We start from the raw sequence: 19,779 nt of genomic DNA, 5'->3' as shown, positions 1-19,779 counted from the left end.
CATGAAATTTATCGTTTAACAATAAATTTTTATTTATTATAATCGTGTTTTTATTGTTAAGTAAATTTGAATTTTAGATGAAAATAAAAAGTACTGCTCTTTATAAAAAAGGGTGCCAAACAAATAGACTTCTTGTAATAAAAAAGTATGGTGAATATAGTGATATATACCATTGTTCCTTTGACGAAATATAGTACAGATAATCGTTCCTTCTTTCTGTAAATGATGTTATGTTAAAAGTAACGTATAATAAGAGTTTTTAGAAAATCAATATTTTTCGTAATTTGAAGAGGTGTTAATGAAATGAAATCGTACACGCAATTTGAACGTAGAAAACACATACTAGATGAGTTAGAAAAGTACAACCGAGTTATGGTAAATGATTTAGCGAAGGTACTAAATGTTACAACAGAAACGATACGAAGAGATTTAGATATGTTGCACAAGGAAGGGCAGCTTACGAAAATACATGGTGGTGCAATTAAGAAAAAAGATCAAACACTAGAATTTCATTTTGATAGGCGCCGAGCTGAGAATATTGAAGAAAAACGAAAAATTGCAATGGAAGCAAGTAAACTCGTAGAAGATAATGATATTATCGCAATTGAAATTGGGACAACCACAATGCAAATTTTAGATTACATACACGATAAAAAGAATTTGACGATTTTAACAAACTCGATACCAGCTGTTAATAAAATTATTGAGCTTAAAGAACAATATGATTCCTTTGATTGCAGGTTAATAGTCATTGGAGGAATATTGAATACAAATTCATTAGCATTGTCTGGAGAAATGACGTTAAACTATCTTGACCATTTCACTGTTAATAAGTTATTTGCTTCTTGTGATGGAATTTCTTTAGAAAAAGAACTAACATGTTCGTATATTGAAGATGCACAAATATATAAGCAGTTAAAGAATAATGCAAAACAAGTTGTAATGATGGTAGATGAGTCAAAGTTTAATTTAACAAAGTTTTATAAAAGCGGGAGTTTTAGTGATATTGATGCGTTATATACGAATGCGAAGCTCGATGAATCGTGGCAAAATATGCTAACAAGTAATGGGGTTGAAGTAATAACAGTATAGAAAAGCTAAAAGAAGACTATTTCTTAGTAAGTTGAGAAATAGTCTTCTTTTATTGTTTATATGTTGTTTTGTTTTGTTAATTTGTTGTTTTTACAATTAGTTAACAAATAAACAACATTGTGTTAATAATGAACTCGTACAATATGAATTAGGAGGTGGCAAGAATGCAAATAAAACTATCAAAAGCTGTGTTCTTTTTACTACCAGTTGGAATACCTCTAATATTGTTTTGGATTATTCCGAATTTCATTAGTTTAGGTATTAGTTTTACTGATTGGGATTTTATGACGAATGATTTTAACTTTGTTGGTTTAGAAAACTATTTTAATTTATTTACACAAGATTCTTTTATGCAAGCATTGCTCAATACGTTTTATTTCGGAATTGGAACAGTGATTCCAACGATTGCATTGGGCTTAGGTTTCGCATTATTCTTCCGAAAAAAATTTAAAGGTTCTGCATTGTACCAATTAATGATCTTTTCACCTTGGGTAACGCCAACAATAGCTGTATCCATTGTGTGGTCACTTTTATATGAACCTCAATTTGGAGTTATTAATAAAGTGCTAAACTTTTTCGGGATACCAGGTTTGGACTGGCTTCAAAGTAGTCAAACAGCGATGTTAGCAGTCATTATTATGACGGTTTGGAAATTAGTTGGTTGGACGATGATCTTCTATATCGGTGCATTAGAAAAAGTTCCAGATAGTTTATATGAAGCAGCTAGTATTGATGGGGCAAATTCATGGCAGAAATTCCGATATGTAACACTGCCGATGGTTTCATCAACAACTTTCTTCTTAGTTGTCGTTAATACAATTTCTTCGGTGCAGGCTTACGATCAAATAAAAATTTTAACACAAGGTGGGCCTAGTGGTTCAACGCGTACGTTACTGTATTTATTCTTCCAACAAGGATTTGAACAGTTTGATATGGGATCTGCAACAGCAATCGCATTTATCATACTAATCATTACAATTTTACTATCTGTTATTAACAAAATAATAGGTGATAAGTGGGTGAACTATTAAGGTGAATAATATGAAAAAAGGTCCATTAATCGTAAAGCATCTCTTTTTAGCATTAGCAAGTATACTATTTGTTTTTCCATTCATATGGATGGTACTTGGTTCGTTTAAAACATCTAGTGAAGTATTACAAGGAGGTTTTTGGCCTAAAGAATTTCACTGGGAAAATTATCGGCAAGTATTAGACATACTACCATTTAACACATATTTATTTAATAGTTTTTATACATCTTTCATCATTACTATATATGTGCTTGTTTCGTCTGCACTGTTTGCTTATATGTTAGCATTTTACAAGTTTAAAGGTAAAAATATTACATTTAGTGTCGTGATGGCAACCTATATGATTCCTGGAGCTGTTTCGTATGTTCCTGTATATGTAATGTTAGGGAAGTTTGGTTTGCTTGATTCACATTTTGGATACATGATTTCTATGGCTGTTAGCGTATTCGGCATTTTCTATTTGAAACAAACGTTCCACAAAGTTGGTTTTGAAATAGTAGAAGCAGCCAAAATTGATGGAGCGAGTGATTGGCGAATTCTTTGGAAGATTATTTTTCCAATGACACGATCATCATTTGTAACTCTAGGATTGGTCACATTTATTGGTAATTATAATAATTACGTCTGGCCAGCTCTTATATTGAAAGATAATACGCAAAAGTTAATTACGAATGGAATTGCTGATTATTTCATTAATAGTTCTTTAGGACGAGATTGGTCACACATTATGGTTGCAAGTACAATCGCAACGGTGCCGCTCTTAATCGTATTTTTAATTCTACAAAAATGGTTCTTATCTGGTGTTACTGATTCAGGAATAAAGGGGTAATTAAATATTAAAGGAGATATGTGGGATGAAAAAACTATTCATGCTTCTAACAGTTATAACATTGTTTGTTAGTGCACTTGCGGGTTGTTCAGGTGGAAAAGGGAGTACGGTTAAAGCGAGTAAAGAAGGGGAGAAGGTTGTTGTTCCATTCATTAATGGAGTAGGGGGCTCTCTTGCAGATCGTGTAGATAAGATTGTGGAAGAATACAATAAAAGTCAGGACAAATATGTAGTGAAAACGACAAAAGCGGGTAGCTACGATGAGTCATATCAAAAGCTACAAAGTGGATTTGCAGCGAATAACCAAGAAGCAATTGCATTACTAGGTTCTGATGTCATTCAAGAATATGCTAAAAAACAGTTAATCGTACCTATAGATGAATATGTTAAAAATGATACTAATTTTAAAAAAGAAGATTATGGGAAAGGGTTTATGGAGCAAGCAACAATTGACGAGAAGTTATATGGCATTCCGTTTTACGGTACAACGCAAATTTTTTATTACAATAAAAAAGCATTAGCGGAAAATGGCTTTACAAAAGAGGATTTAAAGACGTGGGAAGGTGTAGAAAAGGTAGCAAAAACAGTCGCAAAACGTGGTGAAAATGGAAATGTAACATATGCGGGCTGGATGCCAATGTGGGGAACTTCCAATTTAATTGATGCGGTTCGCAGTGCCGGTGGAAACGTATTAAGTGAAGATGGTAAAAAAGTATTAATTAACGATGACACTTGGGTTTCGATATGGGAGAAATTCCGTACATGGCTACATGAAGATAAAATTATGAAAATACATTCAGGTGGTACTGGATGGGAATATTGGGATAAAACTGTAATTGATTTAGTTGAAGGTAGAACATTAGGATTTACAGGATCATCTGGTGATCAAGGATTTGTCTTTAAATCATTAGGAAAAGGAATGACGGAAGAAGAACGCCTTAACACATTTGAAGCATTACCTCAGCCTGCTTGGGGTAATAATAAACCAGCGCCAAAATTAGAAACATATTTATTCACATTAACGAGAAATATTGATCCAGAAGTAGCAAAAGGTGCATATGACTTTATGAAATTTGCGACAAGTACGGAGAAAACGGCTGAATGGTCAATGGCAACAGGCTATATTCCTGTTCGTAACAATGTAACAGAGTACGGTCCATATGCTGAATTTGTTAAAAAACAACCACAAGCATTAGTTCCGTTAGAACAAGCCAACAATAATGGAGTGGGACCATTTGTAGATCCAACGGGCGGAAAAATCAATGACGCTTTAAATGTAGCAAAAGATAAAGTAGAGATTGAAGGGGTTCCAGCAAAGAAAGCATTAGATGAAGCAGCTAAAGTTGCGCAAGAAGAGTTAGATAAAGTTTTGAAAAAGAAGAAGTAAACCTGTTTGTAGTACGAACGTGAGGTGCTTTTGAACGAAGGAAGTGCCTCTAAAATTCACTTGAAAAGGTGTGAGAACTATGATCGAAATAACAAGTACGATAACACTCTCTCCATTCGTAAAAAATAAACACTGTTTCCCAATGGATGAAACTGATATTACAAACTTTACATTAACAATTGATCAAGGGGATAGCCGGAAAATTCCGCTTTTACTAATCTTAAGAGATCCTAACGGTTATGTACGTATACAATATCAAACTCCAATTGTAAATGAAAAACTAGTCGTTTCGAAAGATTCAAAGTTTTGTTCTGCTGGTTGTATTGGAGGAGACATACAGTCAGGTAATTGGGAATTAGAAGTCGTATATATCCCTCATTGTGCAAAGAAAGTAGTGAAATTTACTGGGGAAAAAGTTGACTATACAGTAAATGTGGAAGTGAATGATCAGTTGGAGCGAAAGTATAATAGAGAGCATTTTTGTAAGAGCAATGTTTTTATCGATGAAGACCGTTTTAATAAGGTAGTAAATGAAGAACATCGCTGGTACAAAGGGGATTTTCATGAACATACAGATTTAACAGATGGCGAGATAGATGATGAACTTGGAATGAAAGTATGTGAAAAACAAGAATTAGATTTTTTATATGCGACGGAGCACAATATTGTTATGCCATCTTATGAAAAAGGAAACACATTAATTATACCATCTATGGAACTTACAACTCCTTATGGTCATTATAATATATTTGGCATAAGAGAATTTGTTGATTTTACAGAGTATGTAGATGAATCATTTAGTGCTGAAAAAATGAATGTACTATTTTCACTCATGAAAGAAAAAGGGTATTTATTGAGTGTGAATCATCCATTTATGAAGCCTTGGGCGAACCAAGTTAATATTAACTTAGAAAATGTTCATACGATGGAAATTATGTGTGATCCAACGTATAAAAAAAGTAAATCATCTACTTTAGAAGCTTTGCGTTGTTTCGATCAAATGTGGTCAAATGGTCTTAAAATCTGGGGAATAGGAGGAAGTGATTCTCATTTACATCCGTCTAAAACATTCCCAGGATCAAAAGACCCATCCATTTACGGTGATCCAGGAACATATGTATTATGTAACGGTTTATCAATTAAAAACTTGAAATTTGCGATCAAAAACGGAAGAATTTATTTCTCTCGATTTAGAAAACTAACGATAGATATTCAAAACGAAGGTGAAACGATTGCTGTCGGAGATGAGGCTAAAGGAAATATTATTTATAACGTTCAAGCAGATAAACCGTGTGAGTGGAGATTACTTATAAATGGAAGAATGATTGAAAAAGAATACGGAAGCGATGTAACCTTTGCATTTACTTTAAATGAAGGGGCGTACGCTAGAGTTGAGGGATGGGAAGAGGACGAATTAGTAGCGTTTATTAATCCTATTCATAATAAAGTTCAGAATAAAAATATAAAAACATGGAATGAAGTTATAGGGGGAATAAAAGGTGAATAAAGCGATTATTTTTGATAAAGATGGAACATTAATACAGTTAGATTCAGTTTGGTACAAAATTGTGCATCGTGTGTTAGATGATATATTTCAAACGTATCCAAATGAAAAAAGTAAACGAGATGACTACTTAACGATTATTGGTATGAATGATAACGATTTTGAGAGTACGAGTTTACTAGCTTGTCGCACAAATTACTTTATTGCGGCTGCATGGTATTCGTTGTTAGAAAATCAACATGTGAATAAAGAGGGTTTTATTCAAAATGTATGTCTTCTATTCAAAAAGTACTCTACTGCAGATGATCTTGTATTTACAGAAGTGGAAGGTGCAAAGGAAACGTTACGATATTTAAAAGACAATGAATATATTATTGGGGTTGTTACGGCAGACGATGTTGATGCAGCTATTCATTCTCTGAAAATGACTGAGTTATATGATTATGTAGATTTTTTAGGTGCAGATGATGGTGTGAATAGAACAAAACCTGAAAGTGACTTTTATCATATGTTTAAAGAAAAATTTTCACTAACTGAAGAAGATGTGCTTATGGTAGGTGATACATTAACAGACGTTACATTTGCAAGAAATAGTAACATTAAAGTAGTGGGTGTCTTATCGGGTGCGAGCAGGAAGGAAGATTTAGAAGGAAAAGCGGATTATATTTTAAACAGTATGAAGGATATTTCGAAGATTTTATAATTCATGTCATCATAATTTTTAACAATATCTATAAATATAGCTCGAATTCTAGGAGGATATTATGGCTCAACTATCATTCAAAAACATTTACAAAAAATATGATCATGATGTGACAATCGTAAAAGATTTTAACCTAGAAGTAAATGATGGAGAATTTATCGTTTTGGTTGGCCCTTCAGGGTGTGGGAAATCTACAACATTACGTATGATTGCAGGACTTGAGGAGATTTCAGAGGGCGACTTTTATATTGATGGAAAGCGTGTAAATGATGTTACACCGAAAGATAGAGATATTGCAATGGTATTTCAAAACTATGCACTTTATCCGCATATGAGTGTGTATGAAAACATGGCGTTTGGATTAAAACTACGAAAATATAGTAAAGAAGAAATTGACCAGCGTGTGCAACATGCAGCAAAAATTCTTGGACTTGAGCAGTATTTAAGCCGAAAGCCAAAAGCACTTTCAGGTGGGCAACGTCAGCGTGTTGCCTTAGGCCGAGCGATTGTTCGAAATGCAAAGGTATTTTTAATGGACGAGCCTTTATCAAACTTAGATGCGAAGTTGCGTGTTCAAATGCGTGCTGAGATTACAAAATTACACAGGCAGCTGCAAACGACATCTGTATATGTCACGCATGATCAAATTGAAGCTATGACGATGGCGACGCGCTTGGTTGTACTAAAAGATGGGATTATACAGCAAGTCGGTACACCGAAAGAAGTGTATGATAATCCAGAGAATGTATTTGTCGGCGGATTCATTGGCTCTCCTGGAATGAATTTTTTCAAAGGAGTATTAACAGATAATGCAGTTATGATTGATAAGTGGAAAATTGAAGTGCCAGAAGAGAAGATGAAAGGCTTGCGAAATAAGGGCTATACGAATAAAGAAATCATAATAGGAATACGTCCAGAAGACTTTTATTATGGAAAAGAAATCGAGTATTTACCATATAACGCAAAAGTAACGGTATGTATTGATGTAGCAGAATTAATGGGGGCAGAAACATATCTATATTCTAACATTAATGGACAATCCTTTGTTGCACGTGTGGACACATCTTTAGATGTGCAAAGTCAATCTAATATAGATCTAGGTTTAAACATGGACAAAGTGCATTACTTTGATTCAGAAACTGAGAAACGAATTGTTTTATAGATAATAATTAAGGTGATTATACCTTTAGAATTTCTTCAACTACTACAAATAAATGAATAGCAAAAAGCCGATTATCCTTTAGATTACAGGGAATCGGCTTTTTTATATGAAAGATTGCTTAGCGTATATTATCAAGACCTAAATCCAAAAAACACTTAAAATATCACGCTCCTAACATATTGTATATGACTAATATGTTAGGAGCGTTTATTTTTGGTAATGAGTTTTGAAACTGAATTTGAATAGTATTTTTCTCAATCTGGATAAAAATAAGGAAAGTACCATAAACGGTCGTTTTGGGTACTTTCCTTAATTCTTTGTAGGTTTAAATTAAAGCTCGATCAAAAACATGTATTAGAAACATATAATTTTTCTTATTTAATTAACAGCGGATAGGTGTCTGCAAATAAATTATATCAATCAGAAGTTGTCTACAAAGAAATATGTGATTCTAAAATTGTTGCGGAACTAGCCGTTGCATACCGAAAGACGAATATAAACCCAGAGTTACAAGAGTTTTTGAAAATAGCGAAAGGCAAGGTGATAAACACATTTACAAAATGACAAAACTGTAAGAATGCACGAATGTATGTAAGAAAGTTCGATGTTTTCCTTTTCCTTTTTTTATTATAGTGAAAAAGAAGAAAGAAGAAGGAGATGTCATACTCATGGTGATACCTATTTTTATGGAAGTAAAAAAGCGTGGGAGGGGACAGAAGATGACGTTTTCTCAGCTCGCGTTTAAAAACGTTAGTCGAAATATACGTACGTATGCCGCTTATTTTTTAAGTGAAAACGTCATGTTAGAGGAAGAAACAGTACATTCACATAGTTAAGAAGTAGTTAAGTCCCATTTAAACCTTTTTTCCCATAATAAAATTATAAGCGCACAAGAAGGTTGGTATTTTTAGATGAGTACAATAATCAAAACTATTCGTGTAATGAAGGTATATGGCAATCAGTTAAACACCTTACTATAAAGGAGGGATTTGAAAATGTCTTTTTCTCAATTCAATATTGATATTTTTCGAGCAATTAATGATTTAGGTAAACAATATTCATTCCTAAACTCAGCCATGGTATTTTTGGCAGAATATATGGTATATATTTTTGGTTTAATTATTATAGCTTATTGGTTTACCGGGTCCAGAAAAAGTAGGATGATGGTTATTCAAGCGATGGTTGCTTTTGTGATTGCTGAGGTGATTGGAAAAATAGCAGGGAAATTTCATTTGAATTATCAACCGTTTGCAGTATTGCCTGATGTTAATAAACTTGTCGACCATGCTGTAGATAATTCATTTCCTAGTGACCATACGATTCTCTTTTTTTCGATTTGTTTTTCGTTTTTGCTTGTTCGTAAAAAGACTGGATGGTTATGGATTATACTTGCATTTTGTGTAGCGATCTCTCGTATTTGGGTAGGGGTTCATTATCCTTTTGATGTTGTAATAGGGGCTTTAATAGGATGTGTTTCAGCGTTATTTTCGTATTGGTTAGTACCGAAATTTTCTTTTATCAAGCAATTGCTTACTCTATATGAAAGAGTAGAGAAACATGTTTTACCATCCAAAAACAAATCAACGGGATTTTGAGTATACAAGTATAAAGGTTAGCGTGAAAGATACAGATGCTGACGACCTATATATGGAATGTATTCATGTTGCAGCTATTGCTGAACAAATTAAAGAGCAACAACGAATGAAGAAGGCTTCTTAATTTTGTGTGTTTGTGGATGTGATAAGCGCCCAGGTTTTAGGCAGTGTTGCGGTTCTCTTTCGTTGCAAAGTAAACGTCAAGTAACTCCCAAATATACAATACAAGTTGATTTTGGAGTTATTTTTTGTTTGCTTCACTTTTTTTCGGTACTCTACAGCTAGATGGTATTACTGACACGTATAAGTTATCAACAATCTTTATGTTGAAAGAATCTTAGCGTACGAAAATCGCTTTTTGTTGGCAATGCCCTGTCACAATCAAGCTGAGAAAAACAAATAATCCAAAACGAGAAAATTCTGAAGTTGATGGATGTGTGATGCTACTCCTATGTTAAGGTTCGATTCATTTGAAACAGCAACCTCTATATTGAGTGGTGTTAAAGCGACGTATATGATAAAAAAGATGTATCGCTTGTAAAAAAAATGCATCACCTTGAATGAGCTAATACGACAAGAATTCGTATCGGGCCTAATTAGGGAATGCAGTACAGATCAGTATATAGTATACAAGCATTCCCTTTCTATAAATACGGTATGTTTTTAATATAATTAAAAGAAAATTTTTGTGTTCTTTAATATGATTTGACATAATACCAGTTTTGTTCTATTTCTGTGATTTCTTTATATTCATTATTAAAGTCGTATTTGTTTGGTCTAGTATCATTTGGTGTGTAAATAAATCCTGAAAAATTATCTAATATACCACGATAAGTAAAAAAGAAAACAGAAGTACCATTTTTATTTTGTTGAATAATTACATCCCCACCGTTTTTGGAGGTGGATGCAAACTGTTTAGGTAAATGAATTTGTCTACTATCATAATGAACATTAGGAGTTAACTCTTTATGTTCTATAAGTGCTATAACTTTTTCACGGTCTTCTTTATAGATAATAAAATCTAAATTTATATAAATCTCATTAAATGGTATACATATCCAAGTAATTACTATGATTAGTTGAATAATTAACGGTTTCCAATTTTTGTGTTTGATGAGATGTATGATTGTGAAAATTAATATTAAGAAAAACAATCCATGAACTATTATTGAAAGAAATGGCATAATAAATGGGGTAAGGAATTCAACTAAATACCATTTAAAAAAATGATAAAGTATAAGAGCGATACCGCTTATTAATGTAATTTTGGTTAAATTCTTATTCAAATTTTGAATCTCCTTTCTATACTAAAAACTATGTGATTTTAGTATGAATATAAAATACGTTTTTTCATAAATTTCCCTTATTTTCATTTTATTAACTTTGTATGATTAATATTTTGAATATATCATAGATTTAAAATTAAATAAACGGACATTAAATTTTTATATTTTATATAGAATAACAGTGAAATAAAAGTGAAGGAAGTTTTCAAAATAGACTAGTTTTTTATTTGAAATGTAATTTGATTTGTTTCATGAAATAGATCCAGTTCCGGTAAAATCAGTTGCAACAAGTGAACATTACGTTCATCGATAGAATAAGGTGAAACTAAGAGGAGCATATCAAAGTCGGTGTCACCGACTTATGGGACAGCTCACTTCTTATTGTGGAAACGGGGCAGTACAGAAGGGAAAAAAACTCTGTGTTTCTTTTTAATTAATATATTTATTGGGAAAAACTTCGGAATTTCCGGCACAAATGCTCCTTCTATCCTATAATAGAAGCTATTTTGGACGTAAGCAATTTGTAAGGAATGAGTAAGAAAAAAGAGATTTTCATAGTATAAAATATTTATTATACCTGCGTATAACACCTACTACTAATAATGTGTTATAATACGAATTAGCAACATAAAGGAAAGGAATTAGAAAAAATGACATTACAAAATACTAAAAATTTAAAAAAACAAGTTGCTCCTTTTGAAAAATCAACGGCAAAAAAAAGTGTTTGGCAAATCATCAATACGGTAGTGCCATTTATTATCTTATGGTACCTTGCTTATAAAAGCCTGTCCGTTTCTTATTGGTTAGCATTAGTTCCATCTCTGTTAGCCGCTGGATTTATGACACGGGTTTTCATTATTTTTCATGATTGTACCCATCATTCTTTTTTTAAAAGTCGTCGTGTAAATAGAATAGTAGGGACATGTATGGGTGTTTTAACTTTATTCCCGTTTGATCAATGGGGGCATGAGCATTCCGTTCATCACGCTACAAGTGGTAATTTGGATAAGCGAGGTACAGGAGATATTTGGACCCTTACAGTGAATGAATATTTGGCAGCGCCATTTAGACTCCGTTTAGCATATCGTTTATATCGCAATCCATTCGTTATGTTTGGATTAGGTCCGATTTATGTTTTCCTACTTAAAAATAGATTTAACCGAAAAGGTGCTAGAAAGAAGGAACGCATGAACACCTATTTGACGAATGTTTTAATTGTTGCTTTAGTAGGATTACTTTGCTGGGCAATTGGATGGCAATCGTTTCTTTTAGTACATGGTTCCATATTCTTAATAGCAGGTTCAATAGGTATTTGGCTGTTTTACGTACAGCACACATTCGAGGATTCTTATTTTGAAGAAGATAAAGATTGGGAATATGTGAAAGCGGCAGTAGAAGGAAGTTCATTTTATAAACTTCCCAAAATCCTGCAATTTCTAACTGGTAATATTGGATTTCATCATGTTCACCATTTAAGTCCAAGAGTACCTAACTATAAACTAGAAGAGGCACACAATAATACGCTTCCTTTAAAAAATGTACCAACGATTACTCTTGCTACAAGTTTGCGTTCAATTCGTTTCCGTCTATGGGATGAACAAAGTAACAATTTTGTTAGCTTTAAAGACGTTAAAAATTTAGTGAAAAACAATGTTTCTATTCCAGTAAAATCAGAACTATAACTTCACCACATATAACTGACTCCCCTTAATCATTTTCGATTTAAGGGGAGTTTTTGTTTAAATAGTAGATGTACGATATGGAGAAAACTTAAATGATTTAAATTGTAATGGAGGTGGATTAGGAAATAGTAGGTATTAATATAAGAAGACGATAAAAATATTATGTTAACAATTTGAGGCGATTGATATTACTTTTTTCAATAGATATTATGCTTAGTCTCTGAGTATATTTCATCTGGTATGCATCATGTCTTACAAGAAACGTATGATTTAAAACTTAATACAATCTGCAGCAAATACATATGGAAATGATGTTACCTTAATAAATAAAAGGGTATTACGCTATGAAATAAATGATAATAAGAATAGGTGAATTATTTTAGAATAACAAAATGTAAAACGGACAAACTCAATTATCCTTGAATTTGCCCGTTCAGTTACTGGTGAAAAAGGAGGAGTATGTAAATGAAATGTGCATATAGTCTAAAACTATTTAAAGATATGTGTATTCAGCTAAAGTGATCTCTTTTACAGTTTTTACTCTTTAGTTTGCCTAGATAGTTCAACAGACTTTTGCGTACAACGCTGCATAGCTGAAATGATTGCTGTTCGTAAGCCTTTTTCCTCTAATATTGCTACAGCTTCTATAGTTGTTCCGCCAGGGGAACAAACCATATCTTTCAATTCACCTGGATGTATTCCTGTTTCTAGCACCATTTTTGCAGAGCCTAACACAGCTTGAGCTGCGAATTTATATGCTTGATTTCTTGGCATACCATCTAATACAGCTGCATCTGCCATCGCTTCTATAAGCATATATACATATGCTGGCGAAGAACCACTTACAGATGTTACAACATCCATTAATTTTTCACTTACGATCTCTGTTTGACCAAAACTATTGAAAATGATTAGTACATCTTCTAAATCTTTTTCTGTCACCATTTCATTAGGGCATAGCGCAGACATTCCTTCTCCAACAAGAGCAGGTGTATTAGGCATTACTCTTACAACCCTTAACTTTTTATGAAAAGCATCCTCAGTACTTTTGATGCTTTTTCCTGCAGCGATCGTTACGACGATAACATCGTTTTTTATCACTTCTTTTATTTCGTTAATTATTGATGCGTATAGGTCTGGTTTAATTGATAAAATTAAAATATCAGCATTTTTAGCTACTTCATTGTTGTCAGTAGTTGTAGTTAGCCCGTATTTTTCACTGGCATTTTTTAAATTCGTAGTGTTTAAATCTGAACAAATGATTTTATTTGAAGACACTATATTTTTGTTTAGCATCCCGCCAATTATAGCCATCCCCATATTTCCACATCCGATGAATCCAATTTGTTTGTCCATAATAACTCAATCTGGCTCCTTTTATCATAAATTATATCGGTCTGATATTGTTATTCTAAAATAATGATGATATCTCCATGCAATATAAAGAAACATTTTAAGAGAGTGTGTGCCTTTTTGCAATACAAAATATAAAAAAAATTATATTCGACATTATGTAAGTACACGCATTATATTTAAAGATTTTATGTTATCCTGCTATTTGTGGGCAGTTGATCTCCCACCTCAAAATTCAGGTGGGAGATCAACTGCCCGTAAACGCCCGATTGGTGAGGGCTAATAATCAGTGGGGGATGAACAAAACCCCCACTGATTAAAGTTTCACTTTATATACCTTGGTATGGAGAACAATATATGTTATTAATCGCATGAATGCCAGGAGAGATTTTTTAAAAGATTTTATGTTTATGAATATGAGTATAGTTATATCAATTTTCACTATCATCCAGTATGTCCGTAATCTCATACAAGGAACTTGTCATCATATTCATTTTGCAAAATACCTCTTGACACAAAAAGGAACTATATAGCATAATATAAAAAATTAAATTGAAAATCGTTGAAGGGAAATAGTACATATGTCTTCTTGCGAAAGAGAGTGGAATTCACCGGCTGAAAGATTCCTCGTATAGAATGTATCGAACCTATCCCTGAGTCTTAAATGAAAGTTTAGGCGTACGCCTGCGTTATAGGCGCCAAGTGGATATCTATGTATATCAATTAAGGTGGTACCGCGGAACAATGACCGTTTCGTCCTTTTTATTTTATTAAGGGCGAAGCGGTCATTTTTATTTTGCCCTTTAATACTATAGATGCAGCATTGATGAGGATAGAAATCGATGCACACTGTATGGATAGAAGTGTAATTTATGAAAAACTTTGATTTTAGACTTGGGGGATAAAAAAGTGAGAAAGCAAAGAATTGTTGTAAAGATTGGGAGTAGTTCCTTGGCAGCGAGTCATGGAGGCATCTGTAAAGAACAACTTTCAGATCACGTTGCTGCATTGGCACGATTGAAAGAGGAAGGGCATGAAGTTTTACTAATTACATCCGGGGCAGTCGCTGCAGGTTTTTCTGCTCTAGGGTATCCTAGCAGGCCTGTGACAATTAAAGGGAAACAGGCTGCTGCCGCTGTCGGACAAAGTTTATTAATGCAGGCATACACGGAGGAATTCCGTAAATATGGTATCGTTACTGCACAACTTTTACTAACGAGAAGTGATTTTTCTAGAAAAGAACAATACAGTAACGCTTACGCTACTTTAGGAGAGCTACTAAACCGTTCTGCTCTTCCTATAATCAATGAAAATGATTCCATTTCTTTAGAAGAGTTGACGTTCGGAGATAATGATATGCTGTCAGCTTTAGTAAGCGGACTTGTGTCGGCAGATATGCTCATGATTTTTACCGATGTGAACGGATTGTATGACAAAAATCCTCAGAAAAATGCGGATGCGAAAAAATATTATTTCCTTCCTGAGGTTACAGAAGAAATTGCTTCTCTTGCAGGAGATGCTGGCTCAAAACTTGGGACTGGCGGTATGAAATCAAAAATCGATGCTGCAAAGACGGCATTGTCTCTTGGGGTGAGTGTATTTATCGGAACGGGATGTGGACAGGAGAAGTTTTTAGATGTTATGAAGGGCAAAGGTGATGGAACATATATAGGGAATGCTCCTCAAAAAGTGATTAAGATGAACAAGCAATGGATCGCACTACATTCGCTTGTTAGCGGACAAATTGAAGTAGATGCCGGGGCAGCCGCTGCCATCATTCAACATGGAAAGAGTCTTCTTCCTGCTGGTGTTACTAATGTGTCAGGATTTTTCAAAGTCGGGGAAGTTGTGGAGGTAATCACGCAACAGGGACGCGTAATAGGGAAAGGCCAATGCACATATAGTGCACAGGAACTAAAAAATCTAAAAGGTATGCAGAGCCAGGATATTCAAGCAAGAGGGGAAAGGCATAGTTATGAAGTTATCCATAGGGATAATTGGGTTTCATTTTAAGAATAGAGAGGGCAGAGTCCACTGCTCAAATTCTTTAATTCCATAGGCGGGAAACACTTAGTTGGTGGAGATAAACGGGTTTCGAATTTTTACGTATTAACTTTATAAAAGGAGGAAATGAAAATGAATGAAGTGTTAGCAAAGGGACAAAAAGCGAAAAAAATCGCTAGAGAACTTGTGCTTAAATCTACAAATCAAAAAAACGAAGCACTTGCTGCGATTGCTGATCAGCTGATAGTAGAAACAGCTTATATTTTAGAGGAAAACAAACAGGATATCGAAGAAGGTAAGGCAAAAGGATTTTCTGACTCTCTTCTTGATCGTCTTATGCTGAATGAACAGCGTATCATTGATATGACTGAAGGTATTAAGCAACTAATTGATTTACGTGATCCTGTTGGAGAATGTGTAAGTGCATGGGAACGACCAAATGGATTATCTATTCAGGAGATGCGAGTACCACTTGGTGTTGTCGGCATGATTTACGAGGCAAGGCCGAATGTAACAGTGGATGCTGCTACAATTTGCTTAAAAACAGGAAACGCAGTAATACTACGTGGTAGTTCTTCTGCTATTCATTCTAACAAAGCCATCGTTAGCGTGATTCACCGGGCGCTCAAACAAACAAGCTTGCCTTCAGAAAGTGTACAGCTCATAGAAGATACAACGCGCGATAGTGCAAAGCAGTTGTTTACATTGAATGAGTACTTGGATGTTCTTATCCCAAGAGGCGGGAAGCAGTTAATAGATACTGTAGTGAGAGAAGCATCTGTTCCAGTACTTGAAACAGGTGCGGGAAATTGTCATATTTTCATTGATGAAACAGCGGATAAACAAATGGCATTTGATATTATTATAAACGCAAAAACGCAGCGTCCATCTGTATGTAATGCAATTGAAACGATTATACTTCATGAGAATTGGGCGCAGCAATTTGGTAGCGAGCTGTTTTCTTCCTTGAAGGAAAGAGGCGTGGAGCTACGTGGTGATAATAAAGCATTGACAATTGATTCTTCTATTGTATTAGCTTCGGAAGAAGACTGGGAAACGGAATTTTTATCTCTCACGCTGGCAGTTAAAGTGGTTTCCACTGTAGAAGAAGCGATTCATCATATAAATACGTATGGATCCATGCATTCCGAAGCGATTATTACAGAGAACGAGGAAAATGTCAGCAAGTTTTTCACATCTGTTGATGCCGCAGCACTCTACCATAATGCATCGACTCGTTTTACAGATGGATCTGAATTCGGCTTCGGCGCAGAAATTGGCATCAGTACGCAAAAGCTACACGTAAGGGGACCAATGGGGCTACCTGCATTGACTTCCACAAAATATGTGATTCGTGGAAATGGACAAATTCGAAGATAAAAATTATAAAAGAACAAGTAATAAGATGAAGACACCCAATTCAGTTTAAGTGTCTTCATCTTATTACAGTTATTCATTTACCACACAAAAAGCCCCACAAGCATAGCACTTAATAAGGAAACAGCCATTCCGCTAACAAGAAGCTTCCAAACATTCTTACCGATTATGGATGATTTTTCCCCGCCAAATAATGAATTGTAAGTTCCATAAATCATACCTACTGTACTAAAGTTTGCAAAAGAAGCTAGAAATGTTGTGGCAACTGCAATTGTATGTGGTTGTAAAGACTTTAGGTTTGATTTTAAATCCATCATTGCAACAAATTCATTCGTTGTTATTTTTATCCCCATTAATTCAGCTACATACATAGCATCTTTGCCTGTTAAACCGAGTAAAAAAGCAAAGGGACTAAAGATAATAGAGAAGATTTTTTGAATTGTTAAACCTGTTACAAAAAAGCTTAAAATACCATTTAAACATGCTGTTAAAGCTACATATCCAATTACCATAGCTAAAATAACGATAACCATATTCATTCCGACTAACATACTGTTAGAAATAGTAGAAAAGAAATCTTTTTTTTCATTTTTTGAAGGTTTATAAATAACATCTTCTTCTTTAGTAACTTCAATAGGATTTAAAACATTGGCTAAAATTAATGCGTTAATACAGTTTAAAGGAATAGCGCTGAAAATATATGTTGCTGGAACCATTGATAGATAAGCACCAAGAATGGATCCGCTGACACTACTCATACTCATAATTCCAAAAGTCAATAAACGATTTTCTTTTAACACAGATAATTGATCACGAACAACTGCAAGTGCTTCCGTATTTCCTAAAAACATCATTTGAATGGAAAAGAAGCTTTCTAACTTTGGTAAACGAGAAATCTTTGAAATAATTGCACCTACTTTATCAATAATCCAAGTTAAGACTCCAAAATAAGAAAGGATATCAAAAAAAGTGATAACAAAAATGATAGGAAGTAAGGCGCTAAAGAAGAAATCAACTGTTTGATTTTCCATAGCTGAAGGAAATGCAAATCGAATACCTTCATTCGCACATGAAAGTAGCCAACTGAAAAATGACGCAATTTTATTAATGATAATACTGCCCAATTTGGTGCCTAACATAAACCACGTAATAAAAAGCTCCAATATTATTAGAATAACGATTGGTCTCCATTTTATTTGTTTTTTATTAGGCGAACATAGAAAAACGATTAATATTACAACAAAAATCCCTAACATATTTAATATGAAATGCATGTCAACAACTCCTTGAGGCTTATTATTTGTATATAAAAAAGCCTCTATTCTTCCAAATTTGGATTATGATCAGAAGTTATGAAGAATGTAAATTATGTTGGGATCAATCTATTTCAATTTATGTACTAAAAATTAATGTTTTTTCGCTGTATAAAGGATAGGTATTAATAATGTAAAGCAACAAAATAAATCTATTGGTAGAACGAAGGACAATTAATAGTTGCATCCATTTTTAAATTGTTTAGGTGAAATACCAGTATGTTTTTTAAAGATCTTTGTAAAATGACTTTGGTCGTGAAAATTTAATAATGTAGAAATTTCGGATATAGAATGTCTCGTATAAGTCATTAACTTTTTTGACTCATCTACTTTGGCACACTGAATATATTCATTTAGAGAAATTCCAACTTCTTTTTTGAAAAGGGAAGATAGATAACTAGGGTTTAATGTGACTATTTCTGCAAGGATAGTTAGCGTAATATCACCATAAAGATGAGTAAATATATAATTTTGGCATTCGTTTATAGGTTTGGAATGTTTTTTTATAGTCCCATTTTTGACACGTTCTGCAAACTCAAGTAAAGCATTCTCCAAAAAAGGGGAAATGGCTTCATTTTTATGTATTTCTTCGAGTTTTTGTATAAATAAATCACTAAGAGTATATGCGATTTCAGGGAAAAGTCCTCCTTCTATAGCAGATCTAGTTGCAAGTGTAATAGCTGCAATGGCAGAATTTTTTTGGCTTCGCAGGTGACTTGTCTTTGATAACACCCCAAGCTCTCCTGATTCAGGTAATCTCCTTAGATTTTTAATTAAATCCTCCTTTTTCCCTTGCTTAATACATTCAAATATTTTCCTCTCAGCTAGTGGATCGATATGAGTTAATGTACTTTGTCGTTGCTCCGATATATGTATTTCGGGCTGTTCAATTTTAAATTCCACCTTTTTTACAAGCATGTTTTTTTGCAGAACATCTGCTATGTTCAACTGTTTTTGATACAGCATGTAATAAAGCACTAAACTTATATTTAAAAAACTCAAATTATTTAATACGGGTAGAGAACGATAATATCGAATCATTTCTTCTTTGTCTATTTTTAGTTGAAGATCATTAACGATACCTTTAATTGATGTTTCTGATAGCCTGGAATAAAGTACGGGTCCAACAATGATATTCCCACTAATTTGGTCGTTCAAACGCAAATTAATTGCGAAAAAATTTTCAAGAAAGGCTGTCTCTTCTAATGACGGAAAAGTAAAGGGGGGCTGTTCCTTAAATAGTTCATTAAGTATCGCCTCTTTTGAAGAATACATAGGGTTATGCTGAATATTGGACGAGATTTCAAATACTAAATCTCCTTTGTTATTAAGAAAATAGATAGGTGTTTTATGTACGTCAAAGATTAGTTTACAAATATAATATAAATCCTCTAGTTTGGAGCAACTCATTATTGTAACCTCTATTCTTTAAAAATCAGCTAAAATTTTTACAAGTATTCT

The 19,779-nt window shown here is 33.6% G+C and carries 16 protein-coding genes, 1 pseudogene and 1 other annotated feature; of the genes and pseudogenes, 13 read left to right on the top strand and 4 right to left on the bottom strand.

The features are described 5' to 3' along the window. Positions 1 to 303 precede the first annotated feature (303 nt). The 10 genes and pseudogenes from EXW56_RS14210 to EXW56_RS14170 all read left to right on the top strand — a co-directional run bounded on the left by EXW56_RS14210 (position 304) and on the right by EXW56_RS14170 (position 9,427). Positions 304 to 1,092 carry a DeoR/GlpR family DNA-binding transcription regulator gene (locus EXW56_RS14210; protein WP_098988849.1) on the top strand — a complete coding sequence of 263 codons (789 nt, stop codon included), beginning with the start codon at positions 304 to 306 and terminating at the stop codon, positions 1,090 to 1,092. Positions 1,093 to 1,256: 164 nt separating this feature from the next. After that, complete coding sequence (locus tag EXW56_RS14205; protein WP_078182215.1) at positions 1,257 to 2,123, top strand: carbohydrate ABC transporter permease; 867 nt, start codon at positions 1,257 to 1,259, stop codon at positions 2,121 to 2,123. A 10-nt stretch (positions 2,124 to 2,133) separates the two neighbouring features. Continuing rightward, positions 2,134 to 2,952, top strand: coding sequence for a carbohydrate ABC transporter permease (locus EXW56_RS14200; protein WP_098988850.1), 819 nt, complete (start codon positions 2,134 to 2,136; stop codon positions 2,950 to 2,952). Positions 2,953 to 2,977: 25 nt separating this feature from the next. Next, positions 2,978 to 4,339, top strand: coding sequence for an extracellular solute-binding protein (locus EXW56_RS14195; protein ID WP_215557043.1), 1,362 nt, complete (start codon positions 2,978 to 2,980; stop codon positions 4,337 to 4,339). A 79-nt stretch (positions 4,340 to 4,418) separates the two neighbouring features. Next, positions 4,419 to 5,846, top strand: coding sequence for a CehA/McbA family metallohydrolase (locus tag EXW56_RS14190; protein ID WP_002200100.1), 1,428 nt, complete (start codon positions 4,419 to 4,421; stop codon positions 5,844 to 5,846). After that, entirely contained in the window at positions 5,839 to 6,546 is a 708-nt protein-coding gene (locus EXW56_RS14185; protein ID WP_002110510.1) for an HAD family hydrolase, read from the top strand. Before EXW56_RS14190 ends, EXW56_RS14185 begins: the two co-directional genes overlap by 8 nt. Before the next feature lie 61 nt (positions 6,547 to 6,607). Further along, positions 6,608 to 7,708 carry an ABC transporter ATP-binding protein gene (locus EXW56_RS14180; protein ID WP_215596659.1) on the top strand — a complete coding sequence of 367 codons (1,101 nt, stop codon included), beginning with the start codon at positions 6,608 to 6,610 and terminating at the stop codon, positions 7,706 to 7,708. 396 nt (positions 7,709 to 8,104) lie between these two features. Next, positions 8,105 to 8,272: pseudogene (locus EXW56_RS27985) on the top strand (LysR family transcriptional regulator); the annotation flags it as partial. A gap of 431 nt (positions 8,273 to 8,703) precedes the next feature. Continuing rightward, positions 8,704 to 9,303, top strand: coding sequence for an undecaprenyl-diphosphatase (locus tag EXW56_RS14175; protein WP_215557039.1), 600 nt, complete (start codon positions 8,704 to 8,706; stop codon positions 9,301 to 9,303). Beyond that, complete coding sequence (locus EXW56_RS14170) at positions 9,266 to 9,427, top strand: hypothetical protein (protein WP_165497469.1); 162 nt, start codon at positions 9,266 to 9,268, stop codon at positions 9,425 to 9,427. Before EXW56_RS14175 ends, EXW56_RS14170 begins: the two co-directional genes overlap by 38 nt. A 571-nt stretch (positions 9,428 to 9,998) precedes the next feature. On the opposite strand, the gene EXW56_RS14165 is transcribed toward EXW56_RS14170, so the two are convergent. After that, positions 9,999 to 10,589, bottom strand: a complete 591-nt coding sequence (locus EXW56_RS14165; RefSeq protein WP_215596658.1) for a hypothetical protein — start codon at positions 10,587 to 10,589, stop codon at positions 9,999 to 10,001. Positions 10,590 to 11,239: 650 nt separating this feature from the next. On the opposite strand from EXW56_RS14165, the gene EXW56_RS14160 reads away from it, so the two are divergent. Continuing rightward, positions 11,240 to 12,271: a Delta(5) desaturase DesA gene (locus EXW56_RS14160; protein WP_002110507.1), complete on the top strand. Its 1,032-nt coding sequence runs from the start codon at positions 11,240 to 11,242 to the stop codon at positions 12,269 to 12,271. A gap of 537 nt (positions 12,272 to 12,808) precedes the next feature. Here EXW56_RS14160 and proC read toward each other — a convergent pair. Continuing rightward, positions 12,809 to 13,627, bottom strand: coding sequence for a pyrroline-5-carboxylate reductase (gene proC / locus EXW56_RS14155; RefSeq protein WP_199659626.1), 819 nt, complete (start codon positions 13,625 to 13,627; stop codon positions 12,809 to 12,811). Between the two features lie 550 nt (positions 13,628 to 14,177). Then, positions 14,178 to 14,388: a binding site (T-box leader), on the top strand. 145 nt (positions 14,389 to 14,533) lie between these two features. Between proC and proB the strand changes: the two genes are divergently transcribed. Both proB and EXW56_RS14145 read left to right on the top strand, forming a co-directional pair. Next, a complete protein-coding gene (gene proB, locus EXW56_RS14150; RefSeq protein WP_199659625.1) occupies positions 14,534 to 15,637 on the top strand; it encodes a glutamate 5-kinase in 1,104 nt (367 codons plus the stop codon). A gap of 123 nt (positions 15,638 to 15,760) precedes the next feature. Beyond that, positions 15,761 to 17,008 (top strand): glutamate-5-semialdehyde dehydrogenase, encoded by a 1,248-nt coding sequence (locus EXW56_RS14145; RefSeq protein ID WP_215557038.1) that lies wholly within the window; start codon positions 15,761 to 15,763, stop codon positions 17,006 to 17,008. A 77-nt stretch (positions 17,009 to 17,085) separates the two neighbouring features. Here the strand turns inward: EXW56_RS14145 and EXW56_RS14140 are convergent, their stop codons facing one another. Next, a complete protein-coding gene (locus tag EXW56_RS14140) occupies positions 17,086 to 18,279 on the bottom strand; it encodes a nucleoside transporter C-terminal domain-containing protein (protein WP_002200109.1) in 1,194 nt (397 codons plus the stop codon). Between the two features lie 213 nt (positions 18,280 to 18,492). Further along, positions 18,493 to 19,728, bottom strand: a complete 1,236-nt coding sequence (locus EXW56_RS14135; protein ID WP_215557037.1) for a helix-turn-helix domain-containing protein — start codon at positions 19,726 to 19,728, stop codon at positions 18,493 to 18,495. Positions 19,729 to 19,779 lie beyond the last annotated feature (51 nt).

Source organism: Bacillus mycoides (assembly GCF_018742245.1).
Taxonomy (GTDB): domain Bacteria; phylum Bacillota; class Bacilli; order Bacillales; family Bacillaceae_G; genus Bacillus_A; species Bacillus_A cereus_U.
This window is presented reverse-complemented; position numbering and strand designations above follow the sequence as displayed.